Source organism: Microbacterium jejuense (assembly GCF_039544225.1).
GTDB lineage: Bacteria > Actinomycetota > Actinomycetes > Actinomycetales > Microbacteriaceae > Microbacterium > Microbacterium jejuense.
In genome coordinates this window covers 201,256-218,797 of the sequence record NZ_BAABLG010000009.1, presented here as the reverse complement: position 1 = coordinate 218,797, position 17,542 = coordinate 201,256, and the positions used below count along the sequence as shown (strand labels likewise).

Annotated in this window: 21 protein-coding genes; 11 read left to right on the top strand and 10 right to left on the bottom strand. The window is 71.9% G+C overall.

Annotated elements, in window-relative coordinates; all coding sequences use genetic code 11:
* Positions 1-248: 248 nt before the first annotated feature.
* The 3 genes from ABEA46_RS16930 to ABEA46_RS16920 form a co-directional block, all read right to left on the bottom strand.
* The gene (locus ABEA46_RS16930; RefSeq protein WP_345546111.1) at positions 249-1,268 is read right to left on the bottom strand and encodes a sensor histidine kinase; all 1,020 of its coding nucleotides are present in this window, start codon (positions 1,266-1,268) and stop codon (positions 249-251) included.
* Between the two features lie 5 nt (positions 1,269-1,273).
* Positions 1,274-1,951 carry a response regulator transcription factor gene (locus ABEA46_RS16925; protein ID WP_345546109.1) on the bottom strand — a complete coding sequence of 226 codons (678 nt, stop codon included), beginning with the start codon at positions 1,949-1,951 and terminating at the stop codon, positions 1,274-1,276.
* Positions 1,952-2,022: 71 nt separating this feature from the next.
* Complete coding sequence (locus ABEA46_RS16920; RefSeq protein WP_425563209.1) at positions 2,023-3,006, bottom strand: aggregation-promoting factor C-terminal-like domain-containing protein; 984 nt, start codon at positions 3,004-3,006, stop codon at positions 2,023-2,025.
* Positions 3,007-3,254: 248 nt separating this feature from the next.
* On the opposite strand from ABEA46_RS16920, the gene ABEA46_RS16915 reads away from it, so the two are divergent.
* Both ABEA46_RS16915 and ABEA46_RS16910 read left to right on the top strand, forming a co-directional pair.
* Positions 3,255-4,556: a M18 family aminopeptidase gene (locus ABEA46_RS16915; protein WP_345546105.1), complete on the top strand. Its 1,302-nt coding sequence runs from the start codon at positions 3,255-3,257 to the stop codon at positions 4,554-4,556.
* 132 nt (positions 4,557-4,688) lie between these two features.
* The gene (locus ABEA46_RS16910; protein WP_345546103.1) at positions 4,689-5,399 is read left to right on the top strand and encodes an NUDIX hydrolase; all 711 of its coding nucleotides are present in this window, start codon (positions 4,689-4,691) and stop codon (positions 5,397-5,399) included.
* A 4-nt stretch (positions 5,400-5,403) separates the two neighbouring features.
* Here the strand turns inward: ABEA46_RS16910 and ABEA46_RS16905 are convergent, their stop codons facing one another.
* Entirely contained in the window at positions 5,404-5,982 is a 579-nt protein-coding gene (locus ABEA46_RS16905; RefSeq protein WP_345546101.1) for a DUF2510 domain-containing protein, read from the bottom strand.
* An 86-nt stretch (positions 5,983-6,068) separates the two neighbouring features.
* Here ABEA46_RS16905 and ABEA46_RS16900 point away from each other — a divergent pair, with 86 nt between their 5' ends.
* The gene (locus tag ABEA46_RS16900; protein ID WP_345546100.1) at positions 6,069-6,470 is read left to right on the top strand and encodes a PPOX class F420-dependent oxidoreductase; all 402 of its coding nucleotides are present in this window, start codon (positions 6,069-6,071) and stop codon (positions 6,468-6,470) included.
* A gap of 78 nt (positions 6,471-6,548) precedes the next feature.
* On the opposite strand, the gene ABEA46_RS16895 is transcribed toward ABEA46_RS16900, so the two are convergent.
* The gene (locus tag ABEA46_RS16895) at positions 6,549-7,424 is read right to left on the bottom strand and encodes an SDR family oxidoreductase (RefSeq protein ID WP_345546099.1); all 876 of its coding nucleotides are present in this window, start codon (positions 7,422-7,424) and stop codon (positions 6,549-6,551) included.
* Positions 7,425-7,534: 110 nt separating this feature from the next.
* Between ABEA46_RS16895 and ABEA46_RS16890 the strand changes: the two genes are divergently transcribed.
* The 5 genes from ABEA46_RS16890 (at position 7,535) to ABEA46_RS16870 (ending at position 10,627) form a co-directional block, all read left to right on the top strand.
* Complete coding sequence (locus ABEA46_RS16890; protein WP_345546098.1) at positions 7,535-7,897, top strand: winged helix-turn-helix transcriptional regulator; 363 nt, start codon at positions 7,535-7,537, stop codon at positions 7,895-7,897.
* Position 7,898: 1 nt separating this feature from the next.
* Complete coding sequence (locus ABEA46_RS16885; protein ID WP_345546096.1) at positions 7,899-8,294, top strand: nitroreductase family deazaflavin-dependent oxidoreductase; 396 nt, start codon at positions 7,899-7,901, stop codon at positions 8,292-8,294.
* A gap of 88 nt (positions 8,295-8,382) precedes the next feature.
* Positions 8,383-9,006 (top strand): dihydrofolate reductase family protein, encoded by a 624-nt coding sequence (locus ABEA46_RS16880; RefSeq protein WP_345546095.1) that lies wholly within the window; start codon positions 8,383-8,385, stop codon positions 9,004-9,006.
* Positions 9,003-10,082, top strand: coding sequence for a DNA glycosylase AlkZ-like family protein (locus ABEA46_RS16875; protein ID WP_345546093.1), 1,080 nt, complete (start codon positions 9,003-9,005; stop codon positions 10,080-10,082). Before ABEA46_RS16880 ends, ABEA46_RS16875 begins: the two co-directional genes overlap by 4 nt.
* 38 nt (positions 10,083-10,120) lie before the next feature.
* Positions 10,121-10,627: a GNAT family N-acetyltransferase gene (locus ABEA46_RS16870; RefSeq protein ID WP_345546091.1), complete on the top strand. Its 507-nt coding sequence runs from the start codon at positions 10,121-10,123 to the stop codon at positions 10,625-10,627.
* A 6-nt stretch (positions 10,628-10,633) separates the two neighbouring features.
* Here ABEA46_RS16870 and ABEA46_RS16865 read toward each other — a convergent pair whose 3' ends face one another.
* The gene (locus ABEA46_RS16865) at positions 10,634-10,969 is read right to left on the bottom strand and encodes a cupin domain-containing protein (RefSeq protein ID WP_345546089.1); all 336 of its coding nucleotides are present in this window, start codon (positions 10,967-10,969) and stop codon (positions 10,634-10,636) included.
* A gap of 136 nt (positions 10,970-11,105) precedes the next feature.
* On the opposite strand from ABEA46_RS16865, the gene ABEA46_RS16860 reads away from it, so the two are divergent.
* Positions 11,106-12,803 carry a Na+/H+ antiporter gene (locus ABEA46_RS16860; protein ID WP_345546087.1) on the top strand — a complete coding sequence of 566 codons (1,698 nt, stop codon included), beginning with the start codon at positions 11,106-11,108 and terminating at the stop codon, positions 12,801-12,803.
* A 12-nt stretch (positions 12,804-12,815) separates the two neighbouring features.
* Here the strand turns inward: ABEA46_RS16860 and ABEA46_RS16855 are convergent, their stop codons facing one another.
* The 4 genes from ABEA46_RS16855 to ABEA46_RS16840 all read right to left on the bottom strand — a co-directional run bounded on the left by ABEA46_RS16855 (position 12,816) and on the right by ABEA46_RS16840 (position 15,531).
* Positions 12,816-13,436, bottom strand: a complete 621-nt coding sequence (locus tag ABEA46_RS16855) for a TetR/AcrR family transcriptional regulator (RefSeq protein WP_345546086.1) — start codon at positions 13,434-13,436, stop codon at positions 12,816-12,818.
* Positions 13,437-13,502: 66 nt separating this feature from the next.
* Positions 13,503-13,859, bottom strand: coding sequence for an SPW repeat domain-containing protein (locus ABEA46_RS16850; RefSeq protein ID WP_345546084.1), 357 nt, complete (start codon positions 13,857-13,859; stop codon positions 13,503-13,505).
* 129 nt (positions 13,860-13,988) lie between these two features.
* Entirely contained in the window at positions 13,989-15,017 is a 1,029-nt protein-coding gene (locus tag ABEA46_RS16845; RefSeq protein ID WP_345546083.1) for an LLM class flavin-dependent oxidoreductase, read from the bottom strand.
* 61 nt (positions 15,018-15,078) lie between these two features.
* Entirely contained in the window at positions 15,079-15,531 is a 453-nt protein-coding gene (locus tag ABEA46_RS16840; protein ID WP_345546082.1) for a MarR family winged helix-turn-helix transcriptional regulator, read from the bottom strand.
* A gap of 126 nt (positions 15,532-15,657) precedes the next feature.
* Here ABEA46_RS16840 and ABEA46_RS16835 point away from each other — a divergent pair, with 126 nt between their 5' ends.
* Positions 15,658-16,875: an MFS transporter gene (locus tag ABEA46_RS16835; protein WP_345546080.1), complete on the top strand. Its 1,218-nt coding sequence runs from the start codon at positions 15,658-15,660 to the stop codon at positions 16,873-16,875.
* Between the two features lie 98 nt (positions 16,876-16,973).
* Entirely contained in the window at positions 16,974-17,465 is a 492-nt protein-coding gene (locus tag ABEA46_RS16830) for a bifunctional nuclease family protein (protein WP_345546079.1), read from the top strand.
* Positions 17,466-17,542 lie beyond the last annotated feature (77 nt).

Genomic DNA, 17,542 nt, shown 5'->3' with positions numbered 1-17,542 from the left:
CGGCGGCCGGGGCCGCGTCGTTCGCCGCAGGCGCGGCGGGGGCGGGCACGGGCGGCTGCGGCGGCAGCGGCGTCGTGGCCGCGGCAGGCGATGCCGCGGGTGCAGCCGGCTCGCCCGCGGCGGGGATGTTGTCAGGGGTGCTGTCGGACATGCCCACACCCTCCCGCGGCGGTTCCAAGACTGTTCAAAGAGTCCGGCGATCTGGGCGTTCTCATAGGTTCGCCCGGCGAACGCCCAGTCGAGCGACGTCAGGCGCGGCGCGCGGCGGCGGCCGGCAGCTCGAGCAGGAACGTGGTGCCCTGAGAAGACGTGCTCTCGACCCTCACCGATCCGCCGAAGCGCGTCGCGATATCGCTCACCAGGGCCAGCCCCAGTCCGAATCCGCGGCGTCCGTCCGTGCCGCTGACCTCGGCCGACCGGGCGAAGCGCTCGAACAGCCGCTCGGGGTCGATCCCGGCGATGCCCGAGCCCTGGTCGGTCACGCGGATCTCGACGCGGCGCCCCACGGCGTGCGCACGCACCGCGATCGTCGACCCGGCGGGCGAGTACCGCACCGCATTGTCGAGCAGCGCGATGAGCGCGCGCGTGAGCGAGGTCCCGTCGGCGGCCGCGTCGAGAGCGGGGGATGCCTCGGCCACCAGGCCGACGCCGCGCTCGGTGGCGCGCGGCTCGATGACGGCGATGGCGTCGTGCGCCGCCTGGGCGACCAGCGCGCTCGCCGTCGCGTCGCCGGTGCGGGTGCCCGCCGACTCGGCGCTCACGAGCAGGTCGGTGAGGACGGCATCCATCACTGCCGCATCGTGGCGCAGCCGCGCGAGCACCTCGTCCACGTCGCCGCCGCGCTCGGCGCGATGCTGCGCGAGCTGGATGCGGCTGGTCAGGGTCGTCAGCGGCGTGCGCAGCTCGTGGCTCGCGTCGGCGACGAACGTGCGCTGCACCTCGAGCGCGTCCGCCAGCGGCTGCGCGGCGCGGCGCGATGCGTACCAGGCGATGAACCCCAGTGCCACGACCCCGATGAGCCCGACCACGATGGCCACCGGCACGACATCGTCGATGTCGACCACCTGCGGCCCCGGTCCGCCTCCGCCGTCGCCGCCGTCGTATCCGTGCGGCGGCCGATGCTCCGGGCGGGCCGTCGCGAACATCACCGAAACGATCACGATCGTGACGACGGCGACGACTGCCGCAGAGGCGGCGCCCACCCACAGCCCCGCCCGCACTGCCGCGTGCTGCACGCGCCGACGGTCGGCGGCGGTGGCGGCATCCACTCTTCTCATCGCGGTTCCCCGCTGCGATAGCCGCGGGCGCGCACGGTCTCGATGATCTCGGGCGTCGACTTGCGGCGGATGTAGTGCACATAGGTGTCGACGGTGGTCGCCGATCCGCCGGGGAAGACGCTCTCGAGGATCTCATCGCGCGTGAACACGTGCTCGGGGCTGGAGGTGAGCAGCTCCAGCAGTTCGGTCTCGGCGGGCGTCAGCGGGATGCGGCCGTCGGCGGGGGAGTACAGCGCCTGCGAGGCGGGCGTGAACACCCAGTCGCCGAGCTCGCGGCGATCGCCCGCGCCGCGTCCGCGCCGCAGGGCGCGCAGGCGCGCGCGCAGCTCGTCGACGTCGAACGGCTTGACGAGATAGTCGTCCGCGCCGGCGTCGAGGCCGGCCACGCGGTCGGCGACCGAGCCGAGGGCCGTGAGCATGAGGGCGGGCGTCGCGATGCGGGCCGTGCGGACGGCGTCGACCAGCTCGACCCCCGACAGCCCCGGCAGGCGGCGGTCCACCACCATGACGTCGTAGCGGCGGCCGAGCGCCAGCCGCAGTCCTTCCTCGCCGGTCGCGGCGTGGTCGACGCGGTACTCGTCGCCGAGCATCTCCACGACGATCGCGGCGATCTCGGTCTCGTCCTCCACGTACAGCAGCCGTGGGGCGACGGGGGAGGACGACGGAGGGGGCACGTCCTCAGTGTGGACGTGCCCCCTCCGAACGAAGCGGGTCGCTCCTATGGAGCGCCTATGAGACTTCTGTGTCAGTACCAGCCGGTCGACTGCGAGTGACCCCACGCGCCGCACGGGCTGCCGTAGCGGCCCGAGATGTAGCCGAGGCCCCACGCGATCTGCGTCGCGGGGTTGGTGGCCCAGTCGGCACCGGCCGATGACATCTTGCTGCCGGGGAGCGCCTGGGGGATGCCGTACGCGCCGCTCGCGTTCCCGGCGTTGTAGCGCCAGCCCGACTCCCGGTTCCACAGCGACACGAGGCACGCGAACTGGTCGTCGCCCCAGCCGTAGCCGGCGATCATCGAGCGCGCGGTCGCCTGCGCCTCGCCGGCGCTCGTGCCGCTGGACGCGTACGAGGGGCTCGGGGCGGACGACGACGACGATGACGACTTCGACGTGCTGCTGGACTTCTTCTTGGCGGCGGCCGCGTCCGCGGCGGCCTGGGCGGCGGCTGCGGCCTCCGCCTCCTGGCGGGCCTTCTCCTCGGCCTCCTGCTGCGCCTTGAGGGCGACGGCGGCGTCGAGCTTGCCACGCAGCCCCGCGGCCTGCTCGCTCACGGAGGCGGTGAGCGTCGTCACGGTGTCTTCGAAGTCGGCGGAGTACATCGCCGGGAGCGCCTGTGCGCGCTGCAGCTGCTCGACGGCCGTCGACAGCTCGGTCGTGTCGACAGTGGTGTCGGGGGTGCCGACGTCCAGTCCGGACGCGGTGATGTCGGAGGCGACCGTCGATGCCGCGGTCATGGCGGCGTTCGCGGCGGTGACGGCGTCGTCGGCCTCGCTCTGGGCGTCCGTGCCCGAGATCTGCGCGACGATCGGCGTCGAGTACGAGGCGAGCGCGAAGTCCGGCGTGGAGCCGGATGCCTCGGCCTGCGAAGCAGGGGCCGCCGTGGTGAATCCGGCGGTGGCGACGAGACCCAGTGCGAGGGTCGCGACGATCAGCACGGGGCGGCGGCGAAGGCGGCGTTCGGCACGGCGGAGCGTGCGGCGGGCGGGCAGGAAAGTCGTATGGGAGCGCATGAAAGACCGAGTTCCGTATCAGCGAAGTGCGCCATCGGGAGGCGCTTCGCACCCGTTCGGGCGGGCACAAGTCCCAGAGTCTTCCGAGGCTTTCTGGACGGTTCCGGTGCGTTACCTGAACGTTACATGTGAGTGGTTCTCTCGAAAAGGCCAGATCACGAGGTCGGATCGGGTTGTGCGCGACGCCTGGGAACCCCCTCCGAACTACGATCGAAGCACCGTCCGCACCCGATCGAGGAGGCTCATCCGTGCCCTCATCCACCCCTGCCATCGCCCCTGCCGCCGGCGCGCACGCCGAGGATCTCGCGGCGTTCGTTGCGGCATCCCCGTCGAGCTTCCACGCGGCGGCCGAAGTCGCCCGCCGCCTGGAGGACGACGGCTTCACGCGCCTCGACGAGAGCGAGGGGTGGCCGGCTCCCGCGGGCGGGAGGTTCGTGGTCGTGCGCGACGGCGCGGCGATCGCATGGGTGGTCCCGGCCGGGGCGACGGCGTCGACGCCGGTGCGGATCTTCGGTGCGCACAGCGACTCTCCCGGCTTCAAGCTGAAGCCGAAGCCCACCACGGGCCGGCTGGGCTGGCTGCAGGCCGGCGTCGAGGTGTACGGCGGACCGCTGCTGAATTCGTGGCTCGATCGTGAGCTGCGACTGGCCGGGCGTCTCGTCCTCGATGACGGGTCGAGCGTGCTCGCGGCGACCGGGCCGCTGCTGCGACTGCCGCAGCTCGCGATCCACCTCGACCGTGAGGCCAACGACCATCTCGCGCTCGACAAGCAGTCGCAGACGCAGCCGGTGTGGGGGCTCGGCGAGGCGGACTCGGCCGACGTCCTCGGCGAGCTCGCGCGCGAGGCGGGCGTCGACGCGGCGCGCATCCGCGGCTACGACATCGTGACGGCCGACTCGGCGCGGGGCGCGACGTTCGGGCGCGACGACGTGTTCTTCGCGTCGGGCCGCCTCGACGACCTGGCCTCGGTGCACGCCGGCGTGGTGGCCCTCGAGCGCGTCGCCGACGGACACAACGCAGACCACATCGCGATGCTCGCGGTGTTCGACCATGAGGAGGTCGGCTCGGGCACGCGCTCGGGCGCGGCCGGGCCGTTCCTCGCGGACGTGCTGGAGCGGCTGTGGATCGCCCTCGGCGCCGACCGCGAGCAGCAGCTGCGCGCGCTGGCCGCGTCGTGGTGCGTGTCGAGCGACGTCGGCCACTCGGTGCACCCCAACTACGCCGAGAAGCACGACCCGGTCGTGCAGCCCGTGCTCGGGTCGGGCCCGATCCTCAAGATCAATGCGAACCAGCGGTACGCGACGGACGCGCCCGGCGCTGCGGCGTGGAACGGCTGGTGCGAGGCCGCGGGCGTCACGAGCCAGGAGTTCGTGTCGAACAACTCCGTGCCCTGCGGCTCGACCATCGGCCCGATCACCGCCACGCGACTGGGCATCCGCACCGTGGACGTCGGCATCCCGATCCTGTCGATGCACTCCGCCCGCGAGCTCGCCGGCGTGAGCGACCTGTGGGACCTCGCCCGGGTCGCCGAGACGTACTTCCGCGGCTGAGCCCCGCCACCGCGCAGGAGGTGCCGGCCGACGCGCCGGAGAATGGATGCCGCCCACCGGGGTGTCGCGAACACCTCTTGCGCTGTGCACGCCCGAGGCGCCGGTGTCGGCGGGCGGGCGTAGCCTGAACACGTGCCGCAGACGACTCCAGGAACGGCGCTCGGCGCGCGGGCCCAGCTCGCGACGTTCGCCGAGACGTCGGCGGGGCCCCTCGTCAGCCTCCCCGCGCCCGAGGACTCCCGGCCGGCGGCAGTCCTCATGCTCTTCGGCGTGCTCGACGGGCTGCCGAGCGATCACGACGCCCAGGCGCACGCCGTGTCGCGCGATCTCGACGTGCTGCTGCTGTCGCGTGCGCCGACGCTCCGGGCGCATGCGGGCGAGGTGGCGTTCCCCGGCGGCCGGCTCGACCCGGGCGATGACGGTCCCGTGGCCGCCGCGTTGCGCGAGGCGCGGGAAGAGACCGGGCTCGACACCTCCGGCGTCGACGTGCTGGGCGCGCTCGCACCGATCCCGCTCGTGTATTCGCGGCACCTCGTGACGCCCGTGCTGGGGTGGTGGCGGCATCCCTCTCCCGTCCGCGTCGTCGACGAGGCTGAGTCGGCCGACGTGTTCCGCGCCCCCGTCGCCGACCTGCTCGACCCCGCGAACCGCGGCGCCACCGTCATCCGGCGCGACGGGCAGGAGTGGCGCGGCCCCGGATTCCTCGTGCGGCATACGTCCGGCGAGCACCTAGTGTGGGGATTCACGGCGATGCTGCTCGACGGGCTGTTCGACCGCCTCGGCTGGACCGAGCCGTGGGACGACCGGCGCGAGCTGCCGCTCGACCCGCGCTACCGGGACTGAGCGCTCAGCGGTAGCGGTAGTGATCGGCGCTGGAGCGCACCCACGTCGCGAAGCGCTCGGCCGCCGTCTCCTGCCCGGGTGCGAAGCGGGAGACCCACACCTGTGCGGTGCTGCCGATCACGAGGTGCGGCAGTGACCTGTCCACTGCGCGGTTGAGGGTGCGCGGCGTGATCGGGCCGGCCGGGCCGTACATGCGCCGTTCGACGGCCGCGCGGGTGAACGCCTGGTCGCGCAGCAGCGCGTCGCCGGTCGCGACGCTCGCCGTGACCTCGCTCACCGGCTGGCTGAGATCGCCGAAGTGGATCCAGCGTCCGTCGACGACGACGCCGGCGAAGTCCTGCTCCTGACCGCTGTAGCGCACGTCGCGGGTCCACCGCCGGCCGTCCCACCAGCGGGTGCGGCCGCGCTGGTCGTCGTACCAGCCGGGCTGTGCCGGACCGGTGCCCAGGAGGCCGGCGTCGGTGCGCAGTTCGACGTCGGCCTCGCGCAGATCGATGAACTGATCGGTCCAGTGCGCGCCGTCCCACCAGCGCTGCTTGCCGGAGCCGTCGTCGTACCACCCAGGTGCGGGCTGCGTCGCCATGCTCCGAGGGTAGTTCGTGGCGGTGCCGGGCGGGTGGATCCGCCGGGATCGGCCCCCGCTCCTCACGGCCACGGCAGACTGGGGCCATGCCTTCGATCGACGAACTCGTCCCCGCCGACCGCCGCCATCTGCTCGACCTGCCCGTGTACGGGCACCTCGGCACGATCCGGCCCAACGACACCGCGCAGGTGAACCCGATGTGGTTCGAGGTCGACGGCGACCAGGTGCGCTTCACGCACACCAACTACCGCCAGAAGTACCGCAACCTGCAGCACAACCCGTCGATGGCGCTGTCGATCATCGACCCCGAGCAGCCCTTCCACTACCTGGAGGTGGCGGGCCGACTGGTCGAGGTCATCCCCGACCCCGAGGGCGACTTCTACGTGCGCCTGCAGAACCGCTACGGCAACCCCAGCACGACGCCGCCGCGCGACAAGGCCGACCGCGTGATCCTCGTGATGTCGGTGGAGCGCGCGACCGCGCAGTAGTCGGCCCCGCACGAACGACAGAAGGAGGGATGCCGCGGCCCGCGGCATCCCTCCCTCTGTCGTGGGCGGTCGGGTGCGTCAGGCGTCGACGCGTGCCGCCTGGACGGCGGTGCGCAGTCCCTCGGCGACCGGGGTCGTGGGGCGACCGAGCAGACGGGCGAGAGCGGGGTCGGCGTCGGCCAGCACGCCGCGGGCGATGCCGGCCTCCATCTCGGCGACGAAGCCGACGGTGCCCGCGTCGAGGCCCGCCTCGGCGAGTGCGGCCTCGAGCTGCTCGCGCGACACCGGCACATAGGCGACATCGCGGCCGAGCGCCTCGGCGGCTGCTGCGGCGAGGTCGGCGTACGACACCGCCGTGTCGCCCGACAGTTCGTAGGTGCTGCCGACGTGGCCGTCCTCGAGGAGCACGACGGCAGCGGCCTCGGCGTAGTCGGCGCGGCTGGCGGCGGCGACGACGGCGTCGCCGACCGATGCGGCGATCACGCCGGTCTCGGCGGCGCGCAGCGCGTCGGGCGTGTAGTTCTCGGTGTACCAGTTGTTGCGCAGCACGACGGCGGGTACGCCGCTCGCGGCGAGGTACTCCTCGGTCGCCTTGTGCTCGGGGGCGAGCACGAAGTCGACGGCGTCCGCGTGCGACAGGCTCGTGTAGACGAGCTTCGAGATGCCCGCGGCAGAGGCCGCGTCGATCACGTTCTTGTGGCCCTCGTAGCGCGTGCCGGGCTCGGAGCCCGAGACCAGCAGCACGGCGTCGACGCCCTCGAGAGCGGCGGCGACGGACTCCGGCGCGGTGTAATCCAGCGGCACGACGCGTACGCCGCGCTCCGCGAGGTCGACGGCCTTCGCGACGGTGCGGGCGCCGGCGACGATCTCGGCCGGCGCGACGCCGCGGTCGATGAGTGCGTCGATGACGAGGTGGCCGAGCTGTCCGCCGGCCGCGGTGACGAGGATGGTCATGGGGGTCCTTTCGGTGGGGAGCTACGCGTCGCGCGCTCACCGAGGCCAACGCCGCCCTCGGACACGAACATTCCGAACCGCAGGTACCCACTTTGAGGTAAGGTACCCACGTGGTGGTGAGTTTTGCGGAAATCCGGGCAGAAGTCCCGGGAGCCTTCGACGAGGCGTGTCCGACACGCGTCGTCCTCGACCACGTCATGAGCAAGTGGGGCGTGCTCGTCCTGATGGCGCTCACCGAGGGGACGACCCGCTGGGGCGAGCTGCGACGCCGCGTCGACGGCATCAGCGAGAAGATGCTCGCCTCGACGCTGCGCGCCCTGGAGAAGGACGGCTTCGTCGCGCGGACCTCGTACCCCGAGGTGCCTCCGCGCGTCGAGTACTCCCTCACACCGCTCGGCGACGAGCTGATGGAGCGGATGATGCCGCTGATGGCCTGGATCGGCGCCCACGCGCGTGACATCGTGGATCGCTGAGATGTCTTCCGCCGATCGCACTCCCGGACCGCCGCGAGCGGCCCAGCGCGCGTTCGAGCCGGTCGCGAAGGCCCTGGCCGGGCGCCGGTGGTTCCCGCTGTGGGCCGTCGTGCACCATCGCGGACGCAAGAGCGGCACCGCGTTCGAGACGCCGATCGCGATCGTGCCGACGACGGATCCGGCGACGGTCCTGATCGGGCTGCCGTGGGGCGCGCACACGAACTGGGCTCGCAACGTCGTCGCCGCGGGCGGTGCGGTGCTGACCTGGCGTGGCCGTGACGTGACGACGACCGACGCCCGCATCGTCGAATGCGACGAGGCCGCTCCGCTTGCCAGGCCGTTCTTCCGGTTCGTCGTGCGCAGGATGCCGGCGGCCCTCGTGCTCCGTCGGAGCTGACGCGGCCGGCGCGTCCCGGGGCTGTCGCGCTGTCGGGCCACGGGGATAGCGTGGGGCCCAACCCGCTCCCAGCCCCACGGAGGTGCGCATGTCATCCGTCGTCGCCACGATGTCGATCTCGCTCGACGGGATCGGCTCCGGCCACAACCAGACCGAGGAGCGGCCGTTCGGCGATGTGCCCGAAGGGGTGCTGCATCGCTGGATGTTCGAGACGCCCGATGAGAACCAGGCCGAGATCGACGCGATCGTCGCGGCCGGGGCCTTCATCATGGGGCGCAACATGTTCGGCCCGGTGCGCGGCGAGTGGGACCGCGACTGGCGGGGCTGGTGGGGGTCGAACCCGCCGTACCACCGGCCGGTGTTCGTGCTCACGCACTTCGCGCGCGAACCGCTGGAGATGGAGGGCGGCACGACGTTCCACTTCGTCACCGACGGCATCCATGCCGCGCTCGAGCGCGCGAAGGATGCCGCGGGCGACCTGCCGGTCCACATCGCGGGCGGGCCGTCGACGACCAACGCCTACCTCGCCGCAGGGCTGGTCGACGAGCTCGCGCTGCAGATCTCGCCCGGCGTCCTGGGCGACGGTCTTCGCCTGTTCGACGGGGTCGGGCCGCTCCGGCTGGAGCAGATCGCCGGGCGTTCGGCATCCCTCGTCACGCACGTGCGGTATCGCGTGCTGCCTGCGGACGCCGCCGCGGCGCCGGCGCAGTGACGCCTCACGAGCTCACGCGCGACCAGGCGCGCCGCCTCATCGTGCGCGCCCAGCTGCTCGACGCCGACCGGCCAGGAGACGTCGTTGAGGTCGCCGAGCAGCTGACGTACATCAAGATCGACCCCACGGCGACGATCGCGCCGTGCGAGCAGACCGTGCCGTGGTCGCGCATCGGCTGGTCGTACGAGCCCGGGCAGCTGCGCAAGGCCGCCGAGCAGGACCGGCTGCTGTTCGAGTTCGACGGTGCCTTCCGCCCGATCAGCCTGCTGCCGCTCATGCTCCCCGGCATGCGGAAGTGGCCGCAGCGCGAGAGCAGCCGGCGATGGATCGAAGCGAACGAGGGGTTCCGCGGCGAGGTGCTGGCGCGACTGCGCGGTGAAGGCCCGCTGCTCACGAGCGACATCCCCGACACCGCACAGGTGAGCCGGGCGCCAGACGGCTGGTACGGCGCCAACCAGGTGCCCCACATGCTCGACTTCCTGCTGCGGCAGGGCGAGGTCGCCGTCGTCGGCCGCGAAGGGCGGCACCGGCGCTGGGATCTCGCCGAACGCGTCTACCCGAAGGACCTGCCCGAATACGACGACGAGGAGGCGGCACGCCTGCTGTCCACGCGGCGGCTGCAGGCCGGCGGCGTCGCCCGCGCGCACTGGTGGTGGTCGGGCGTCGCGAAGGACGCCGGCGAGCCCGCGCTCGTCGACGGCGCGAAGTACCGCGTCGACCCCGAGGCTCTCGCGGCGCTGGACGACAACACCGGGGGCCGGGTCGCGTTCCTCAACCCCTACGACAGCCTGTTGTTCGACCGCCGGCGGCTGGAGGAGGTGTTCGAGTTCACCTACGTGCTCGAGCAGTTCAAGCCCAAGGCCCAGCGCGTGTACGGCTACTTCGCGCATCCGATCCTGCTGGGCGACCGCTTCGTCGGGATGCTGGACGCCGAGCTCGACCGCGCGCAGGAGGTGCTGCGGGTCAACGCGATCCACGAGTTCCTGCCGTTCGAGCCCGAAGAGATGGAGATGGTGCGCGCCGAGATCGCCGACCTCGCCGAATGGCTCGGTGTCGGGGTGTCGGGACTGCAGTGACGGCGGGGCCGCGGCGGATCACGACGTACGCTCGACGGGTGCTATCTCGCCTCCTCGCCCACGACGCCGTCCTCCGTGAAGCCCGACCGGGTGATGAGCCCGGCATCCTCGCCTGCATCCAGGCGCTCGCCGACTACGAGCGCGAGCCGGACGCGGTCGAGAACACTGTCGAGGCGCTCCACACGACGCTCTTCGGCGAGACGCCGCAGGCCTTCGCCCATGTGGTCGAGCACGACGGTGCCGTCGCCGGCATCGCGCTCTGGTTCGTCACCTACTCGACCTGGACGGGTCGCCACGGGATCTGGCTCGAAGACCTCATCGTGCTGCCCGAGCACCGCGCCGCGGGCTACGGAAAGGCGCTGATCGCGTCGCTCGCCGCCGTCTGCGTCGAACGCGGGTATTCGCGCTTCGAGTGGACGGTGCTGGACTGGAACGAGCCCGCGATCGGCTTCTACCGTTCGATCGGCGCCGTGCCGATGGGGGAGTGGACCACGCAGCGCCTCACCGGCGATGCGCTGGAGGCGCTCGCCGCCGCGCTCGCCTGAGACCGGTCAGGGCATCCGGTTCGACACCGTCAGCAGCACCACGGAGTCATCGAGCGCCTCGAGGCTGTGCCGGCTCGGCGGCACCGTGAGGTGGTCGCCCGACACCCCGTCCCACGACTCGTCGCCCGCGACGAGCCGGACACGTCCGCGCAGCACCTGCAGTGTCGCCTCGTGGGGGCTCTCGTGCTCCGCCAGCTCATGGCCGGCGCGCAGCGCGATGACGGTCTCGCGCAGCGCGTGCTCATGACCGCCGCGGATGGTGCGCGCGGCGCGGCCGCTGGAGGCATCCCTCGCCGTCGCGGTGAGCTCGTCGATCAGGTCGGCCAGATCCGTGCTGTCCATCGGCATCGCCTTCGTCGTCGGATGGCCCGGAGTCTACCGGCGCGGGCCGCCCCGAAGACAGACCGGAACCGGCATCAGGGAATCCTCGCGCGTTCCTCACGGTTGCGAGGATCATTGCACCGAAGGGAGCCGCCATATGAACGGACTCGAGGTCACCGTCCTGGTCGGGATCACCGTGCTCACCGGCGCCATCCTCGCGCCCAAGCTGCGCGTGGCCGTGCCGCTCCTGCTCCTGGTCGCCGGGCTCGCGCTCGGCTTCATCCCCGAGGTGCGCGAGATCGTGCTGCCGCCCGAGACTGTGCTGCTGCTGTTCCTCCCGGTGCTGCTGTTCTGGGAGAGCCTGACGACGTCGCTGCGGTCGATCCGGCGGGACTTCCGCGGCATCGTGCTGTCGAGCACGGTGCTCGTGGTGGCCACCGCGTTCGCCGTCGCGGGCGTCGCGTGGGCGCTCGGACTGCCGTGGAACGCGGCGCTGATCCTGGGCGCCGCCGTCGCCCCGACCGATGCCACCGCCGTCGCCGCCCTCGGCCGCATGCTGCCGCGCCGCAACTTCATGAACCTGAAGGCCGAGAGCCTCACGAACGACGGCACGGCGCTCGTGCTGTACGCGGTCGCCGTGGGGGTCGCGGTGGGCGGCCAGTACACCCCCCTCGACATCACGTGGCTCGTGCTCGTGTCGTACATCGGCGGCGCGGCAGCCGGGCTCGTGGTGGCCGGGGCGGCGTATCTCGTCATGCGACGCGTGCGCAACACCCTCAACCTCAACATCGCGCTGCTGCTGGTGCCGTTCACGGCGTTCCTGCTGGCCGAGCTCATCCACGCCTCGGGCGTGCTGGCCGTCGTCGTGGCGGGGCTCATCGTCGCGTACATCATGCCGCGCATCAGCACGGCATCGTCCCGTCGGCAGGCGCAGTGGACGTGGCCGCTCGGCTCGTTCCTGCTGAACGGGTCGCTGTTCGTCATCATCGGGTTCGAGGTGCAGGCGGTGGCCCACGAGATCCCGGGCCGCGAGATCGGCTGGCTGGTGCTCGTCACCGTCGCGGTGTGGCTGGGGCTGCTGGTGACCCGCTTCGTCGTGCAGACGACGTCGGTGATGGTGATCCGGATGCTGGATCGCAGACCGTCGCAGCGCCTCAGGCGCACCACATGGCGCTCGCGCATGGTGAGCGCCGTGGCCGGGTTCCGCGGCGCCGTGTCGCTCGCGATCGCCCTGTCGGTGCCGCTGACCACGACGGCGGGGGACGCCCTGCCCGGACGCGACGAGATCGTGTTCGTCACGGCGGGCGTCATCGTGCTGACGCTGCTCGTGCAGGGGCCGCTGCTGCCGTCGGTGGTGCGATGGGCGCGGTTCCCCGAGGACCTCGCCATGCAGCAGGAGCTCGAGCTCGCTGAGCGGGCGATCACCGGTGCCGCGCTCACCGCCGTGAAGGAGCTCGCCCACGACCACGGCATCAGCGAAGAGACGCGCGACCGCCTCACGCGCGACTACTACGAGTTCCTCGAGCGCAACAACGAGCGCGTGCAGGCCCGGCAGCAGGCCGAGGTCGACCGACAGATCGCAGATCTGGACCGCCGCATCGGAGAACCGGATGCCGCCGCCGAGGCATCCCTCGACGCCACCGCGGTGATGGTGGCCGCGCCCGACCCGCTGCCCTCGCCGCGTGAGCGCGACGAGGAGTACTCGAAGCTGCGGATCGCGGTGCTCGACCGCAAGCGCGAGGTGCTCTACCGCCTGCGGCGGGAGGGAGCGGTGGACGACGCGGTCGTCACGCAGATCCAGACCCGGCTCGACGTGGAGGAGCTGCGGATCACGGGCGTCGAGATCCTCGACTGAACCCGGTGATCATCAGGCCGCCGGCGCCGCCCGCAGTCCCGCCGAGATGAGGTCTGCCAGCGCGGGCAGATCTGCGATCGCGGCCGGATCGGCGACCTCCGCGGCATCCTCGCCCGCGTCACCTGCAGCATCGTCCGCCGCATCGTCTGCCAGCGGCGGCGTCGTGATGATCGCCACCCATGCGGCGGCCGCGACGCGCACCCGGCGTGCGGCGATGGGGTGCAGGATGCTGGCTCCCAGCACGCGCTCGACGACCGACTGCAGCTGCCGGCGGTAGTCGCGCAGCTTCGCGCGCACCTCGGGATGCGTGCGGTGCTCGCGCCACACGATGACGCGGCGCACCTCCGATTCCTCCTGCAGTTCGTGCAGCCGGCGGGTCACGTTCAGAAGCGCCTGCGCCGGGTCGCCGCTCGCGACGAGGGCGGACGTGTCGACGGCGGCGAGGTCGAGGCGTTCGCCGACGAGCGCGCGCAGCAGATCGGTCTTGGTCGGGAAGTAGTAGAAGAGCAGCCCCTTGGGCACGCCGGCGAGTTCGGCGATCGCCGCCGTCGGCGTCGCATCGAAGCCGCGCTCGGCGAACAGCCGCTCGGCGGCGTCGAGGATCCGTGTGCGGCTCTCACGGTCGCGGGTCATGAGGGTCCTCCGGGAACGAAGACGAGGGCGTCGATGGGGACCGGCGCCCTCGTCTGCGTTCGTGAATCAGTGCGGGAGAGTGCGATCGTGCATGTGCATGGCCGGTCTGACGGCGAGGGCCGCGACGATCACAGCGACCGCCCCACCGATCCAGCTGACCCAGGCGACGCCGGACTGCATGTCGGCATAGCCGCCGAGCCACGGAGCGACGAACAGCACCGCGCCGAGCGCGAGTTGCACGTACTCCATCGCCACCATGCCCGGCATCGCGAGGTTCGCGATGCCCGCGGCGATCAGCAGGACGCCGACGATCAGCATCCAGGGCATCGACGCACCCATCTGCGGCATGACGAATGCGCAGATCGCGGCGACGAGGCCGACGCCGACGGCGACCCAGTCCTCCCAACGCATCCACTTCTTCATTCGAATCTCCTCCTTGCGAGAAGTGACGGCTCCCGGTCGGGGGTCGACTCCACGGTAGACCTGACTGACCACCCGGTCAAGAGTGTCGGCATGCGCCGCCGACTCCGTGCATCGGGCCGGAGGCCCGACTCAGCCGAGCGTGGACTTCCAGCCGAGTTCGGGGGCGACGTACTTCGCGAACGACTCGACGACGCGCAGGTTGAACTCGACCCCGAGCTGGCTCGGGATCGTGAGCATCAGGGTGTCGGCCGCGGCGATCGCGGCGTCGTCCTTGAGCTGCTCGACGAGCACATCGGGCGCCGCGGCGTAGGTCTTGCCGAAGGTCGAGCGGATGCCGTCGATGATGCCGATCTGGTCGCCGTCCTGCCGGCCGCCGAAGTACATCTCCTCTTCGGCGGTCGTGATCGGGAAGATCGAGCGGCTCACCGACACGCGGGGCGTGCCGGCGTGCCCGGCCTCGCGCCACGCGGCGCGGAAGGCGTCGATCTGCTCGCCCTGCAGGATGTCGAACGGGCGGCCGTCGGCGGAGGTGAGCAGCGTCGACGACATGAGGTTCACCCCGGTGCGGCCGGCCCACTCGGCGCTGTCGCGGTTGCCGGCGCCCCACCACACGCGCGAGCGCAGACCGGGGGAGTGCGGCTCGATCCGCTGCAGCCCGGAGCCGCCGCCGAACGGCGAGTCGGCGTCGCGTTCGGCCAGGCCCTCGCCGTCGATCGCCCGCAGGAACAGGTCGAAGTGCTCGCGGGCGATGTCGGCGCCGCGCGGGTCCTCCGAGCCGGTGTAGCCGAACGCCTCGTAGCCGCGCACGACGGACTCGGGTGAACCGCGGCTCACGCCGAGGGCGAGCCTGCCGTCCGAGAGCAGGTCGACGGCCGCCGCCTCCTCGGCGAGGTACAGCGGGTTCTCGTAGCGCATGTCGATGACGCCCGTGCCGACCTCGATGCGCTGAGTGCGCGCCGCGATCGCGGCGAGCAGCGGCATCGGCGACGCCTGCTGCCGCGCGAAGTGGTGCACGCGGAAGTACGCGCCGTTGACGCCGAGCTCGTCCATGCCCTGCGCGAGATCGATGGCCTGCCGCAGCGAGTCGCCGGCGGTCAGCTGGCGTCCGCCGCCCAGCGGGCCGTAGTGGCCGAACGAGAGGGTTCCGAATCGTTCCATGTCGTCTGCAACCGTACGCTCGCGGCATCCATTCCGGTGAATGAATGACGGGCGGCCGATGTCAGGCGGGCTGGACGACGCCCGCCTGCAGCACCTCGACCACGGGGGCGAGCTCCGGCTGCTCGGCTGCCTCGGCCAGCACGCGGGCGAGGGTCTCGTCGTGGATCGGGTGCGCGCTCTCGTACAGCTCGCGGCCGGCCGGAGTGAGCTCGGTGTAGATGCCGCGGCGGTCGTCCGCGCACAGGATGCGCGTGATGAGCTCGCGGTCCTCGAGGCGGTTCACCAGGCGCGTGGTCGCGCTCGGGCTGAGCGCGGTCGCCCGGGCGAGCTGCTGCATGCGCATGTGCCAGCCGTCCTGCCGGCTGAGCGCGTCGAGCACCGTGTACTCCACGACCGACAGATCGACGGATGCCGCCAGGGCGCGTTCGAGCTCTGCCTCGATGAGTCCGTGGAGCGCGGCGAGGGTGCGCCAGCCCTGCGCGCGCACTTCGACGGCGTCGTCGGCGATGCCCATGAAGTCCTCCTGGATCGATGCGAAGAGATAGTTGCTTGCGCCAATACCAGGCGTGTGCAACTATATATCTCGCTCACGCAATATCCCGCGTGTGCAACTAATCGTCAGTGTAACAGGAGAACCCCCGTGCCACTCGGACTCATCGCGCTCGCCGTGGGCGCATTCGGCATCGGACTCACCGAGTTCGTCATCATGGGCCTCTTGCCCGAGGTCGCACGCGACTTCGCGGTGAGCGAGGCGGCCGCCGGCTGGCTCATCTCGGGATACGCGCTGGGGGTCGTGGTGGGCGCGCTGGGACTCACCGCGGCCACCACCCGACTGCCGCGCAAGCCGGTGCTCGTGGGCCTCATCGTGATGTTCATCGCGGGCAACCTGCTGACCGCCGTCGCTGCGGACTACACGCTCGCCATGACCGGCCGCATCCTCGCCGCCCTCTCGCACGGTGCGTTCTTCGGCATCGGCTCGGTCGTCGCCGCGAGTCTCGTGGCGCCCGAGAAGCGCGCCCGCGCGATCGCGATCATGTTCACCGGTCTCACCGCGGCGAACGTGCTCGGCGTGCCTTTCGGCACCTTCATCGGTCAGCAGTTCGGCTGGCGCGCCACGTTCTGGGTGATCTCGGGCATCGGGGTGCTGGCGCTCGCCGGAATCGCCGCGCTCGTTCCGGCGAGCAAGGGCGAGCAGGAGGGCATCAGCCTGCGCACCGAGCTGCGGGCCTTCCGCTCGACCCAGGTGTGGCTCTCGCTCGTCGTGACGGTGCTGGCCTTCGGCGGCATGTTCGGCGCGTTCACCTACATCGCGTACACGCTCACGGAGGTGAGTGGGTTCGCCGCCGGGGCCGTGCCGTGGCTGCTCGTGCTCTTCGGAGCGGGTCTCGTGGCGGGCAACTGGCTCGGCGGCCGCCTGGCCGACCGGCGGCTCGACGCGACGCTCGTGGTGTTCATCGGCGCGCTCGTGGTCGCGCTGGTGGCGTTCGCCCTGTTCGCGGGCTCGCAGCTCGCGACCGTCGTCGCGCTGGTGCTCATGGGCGCCTTCGGCTTCGGCACCGTTCCCGGGCTGCAGAGCCGGATCGTGGACTACGCGGGCGGTGCGCCCACGCTCGCCTCGGGCGCCAACATCGGTGCGTTCAACGTCGGCAACGCGCTCGGCGCCTGGGCGGGCGGCGTCGGCATCAGCGCGGGCCTCGGCTACACGGCGCCGGTGTGGATCGGCGCGGCGATCTCGGCAGCGGGGTTCGTGGTGATGGTCGTCGCCGCGGTGGCGGCCCGTCGTGCCCGCCCCGTCGTGGCGGCTCCTCGTCGCAGCACCCCCGCCACCACCAGCACGGTGCCGGTCCGCGTCGTCTGATCGGCAGGTCCGACACGGCGCGCGCACCCCTGTCCCGGGTGCGCGCGCCGTGCCTACGATGGCGGTGGAGGATGCCGGCCCCTCGAAAGGAGACGCACATGGTCCAGGTTCGTGTGGCCGGCGTCGCCCTCGACGCCTCGGGGCAGCACGTGCTGCTGCTCAAGCCCGTCGACCAGATGCCGGGGGACGGATTCGTGCTGCCGATCTGGATCGGTCAGCTCGAGGCCACGTCGATCCTCGTCGCCGTCGAGAACGCCGACGTGCCGCGTCCGCTCGCGCACGACCTGATGCGGGCCATGCTCGTCGCCCTGGACGCTGTCGCGACGCGGGTCGAGGTCACCCGCGTCGAGGACGGCACGTTCTACGCAGAGGTGACGCTGTCGACGGCGCTCGGCGATCGCGTGGTCGACGCGCGTCCGTCCGACGCGATCGCCCTGGCCTCCCGGGTGGGCGCCGCCATGTGGGTGGCGGACGAGGTCATGGCCGAGGCCGGGGTGCCCGACGTCCTCACCGACACGGACGCGGCGGAGCGGCTCGACGAGTTCAAGAAGTTCCTCGACGATGTCGAGCCCGAGGACTTCGACGGCTGACGTATCAGGGGGACGCAAGGCCGCTCCTTCACGGGGTGTGTGCTGCGCAGGGGGCGCGGACCACTGACCGAAAGGCT

Coding starts and splice junctions, on each gene's coding strand:
- ABEA46_RS16920 (WP_425563209.1), bottom strand. CDS start 3,006: ATGCGCTCCCATACGACTTTCCTGCCCGCCCGCCGCACGCTCCGCCGT.
- ABEA46_RS16905 (WP_345546101.1), bottom strand. CDS start 5,982: ATGGCGACGCAGCCCGCACCTGGGTGGTACGACGACGGCTCCGGCAAG.
- ABEA46_RS16900 (WP_345546100.1), top strand. CDS start 6,069: ATGCCTTCGATCGACGAACTCGTCCCCGCCGACCGCCGCCATCTGCTC.
- ABEA46_RS16895 (WP_345546099.1), bottom strand. CDS start 7,424: ATGACCATCCTCGTCACCGCGGCCGGCGGACAGCTCGGCCACCTCGTC.
- ABEA46_RS16885 (WP_345546096.1), top strand. CDS start 7,899: ATGTCTTCCGCCGATCGCACTCCCGGACCGCCGCGAGCGGCCCAGCGC.
- ABEA46_RS16880 (WP_345546095.1), top strand. CDS start 8,383: ATGTCATCCGTCGTCGCCACGATGTCGATCTCGCTCGACGGGATCGGC.
- ABEA46_RS16865 (WP_345546089.1), bottom strand. CDS start 10,969: ATGGACAGCACGGATCTGGCCGACCTGATCGACGAGCTCACCGCGACG.
- ABEA46_RS16860 (WP_345546087.1), top strand. CDS start 11,106: ATGAACGGACTCGAGGTCACCGTCCTGGTCGGGATCACCGTGCTCACC.
- ABEA46_RS16855 (WP_345546086.1), bottom strand. CDS start 13,436: ATGACCCGCGACCGTGAGAGCCGCACACGGATCCTCGACGCCGCCGAG.
- ABEA46_RS16850 (WP_345546084.1), bottom strand. CDS start 13,859: ATGAAGAAGTGGATGCGTTGGGAGGACTGGGTCGCCGTCGGCGTCGGC.
- ABEA46_RS16845 (WP_345546083.1), bottom strand. CDS start 15,017: ATGGAACGATTCGGAACCCTCTCGTTCGGCCACTACGGCCCGCTGGGC.
- ABEA46_RS16840 (WP_345546082.1), bottom strand. CDS start 15,531: ATGGGCATCGCCGACGACGCCGTCGAAGTGCGCGCGCAGGGCTGGCGC.
- ABEA46_RS16830 (WP_345546079.1), top strand. CDS start 16,974: ATGGTCCAGGTTCGTGTGGCCGGCGTCGCCCTCGACGCCTCGGGGCAG.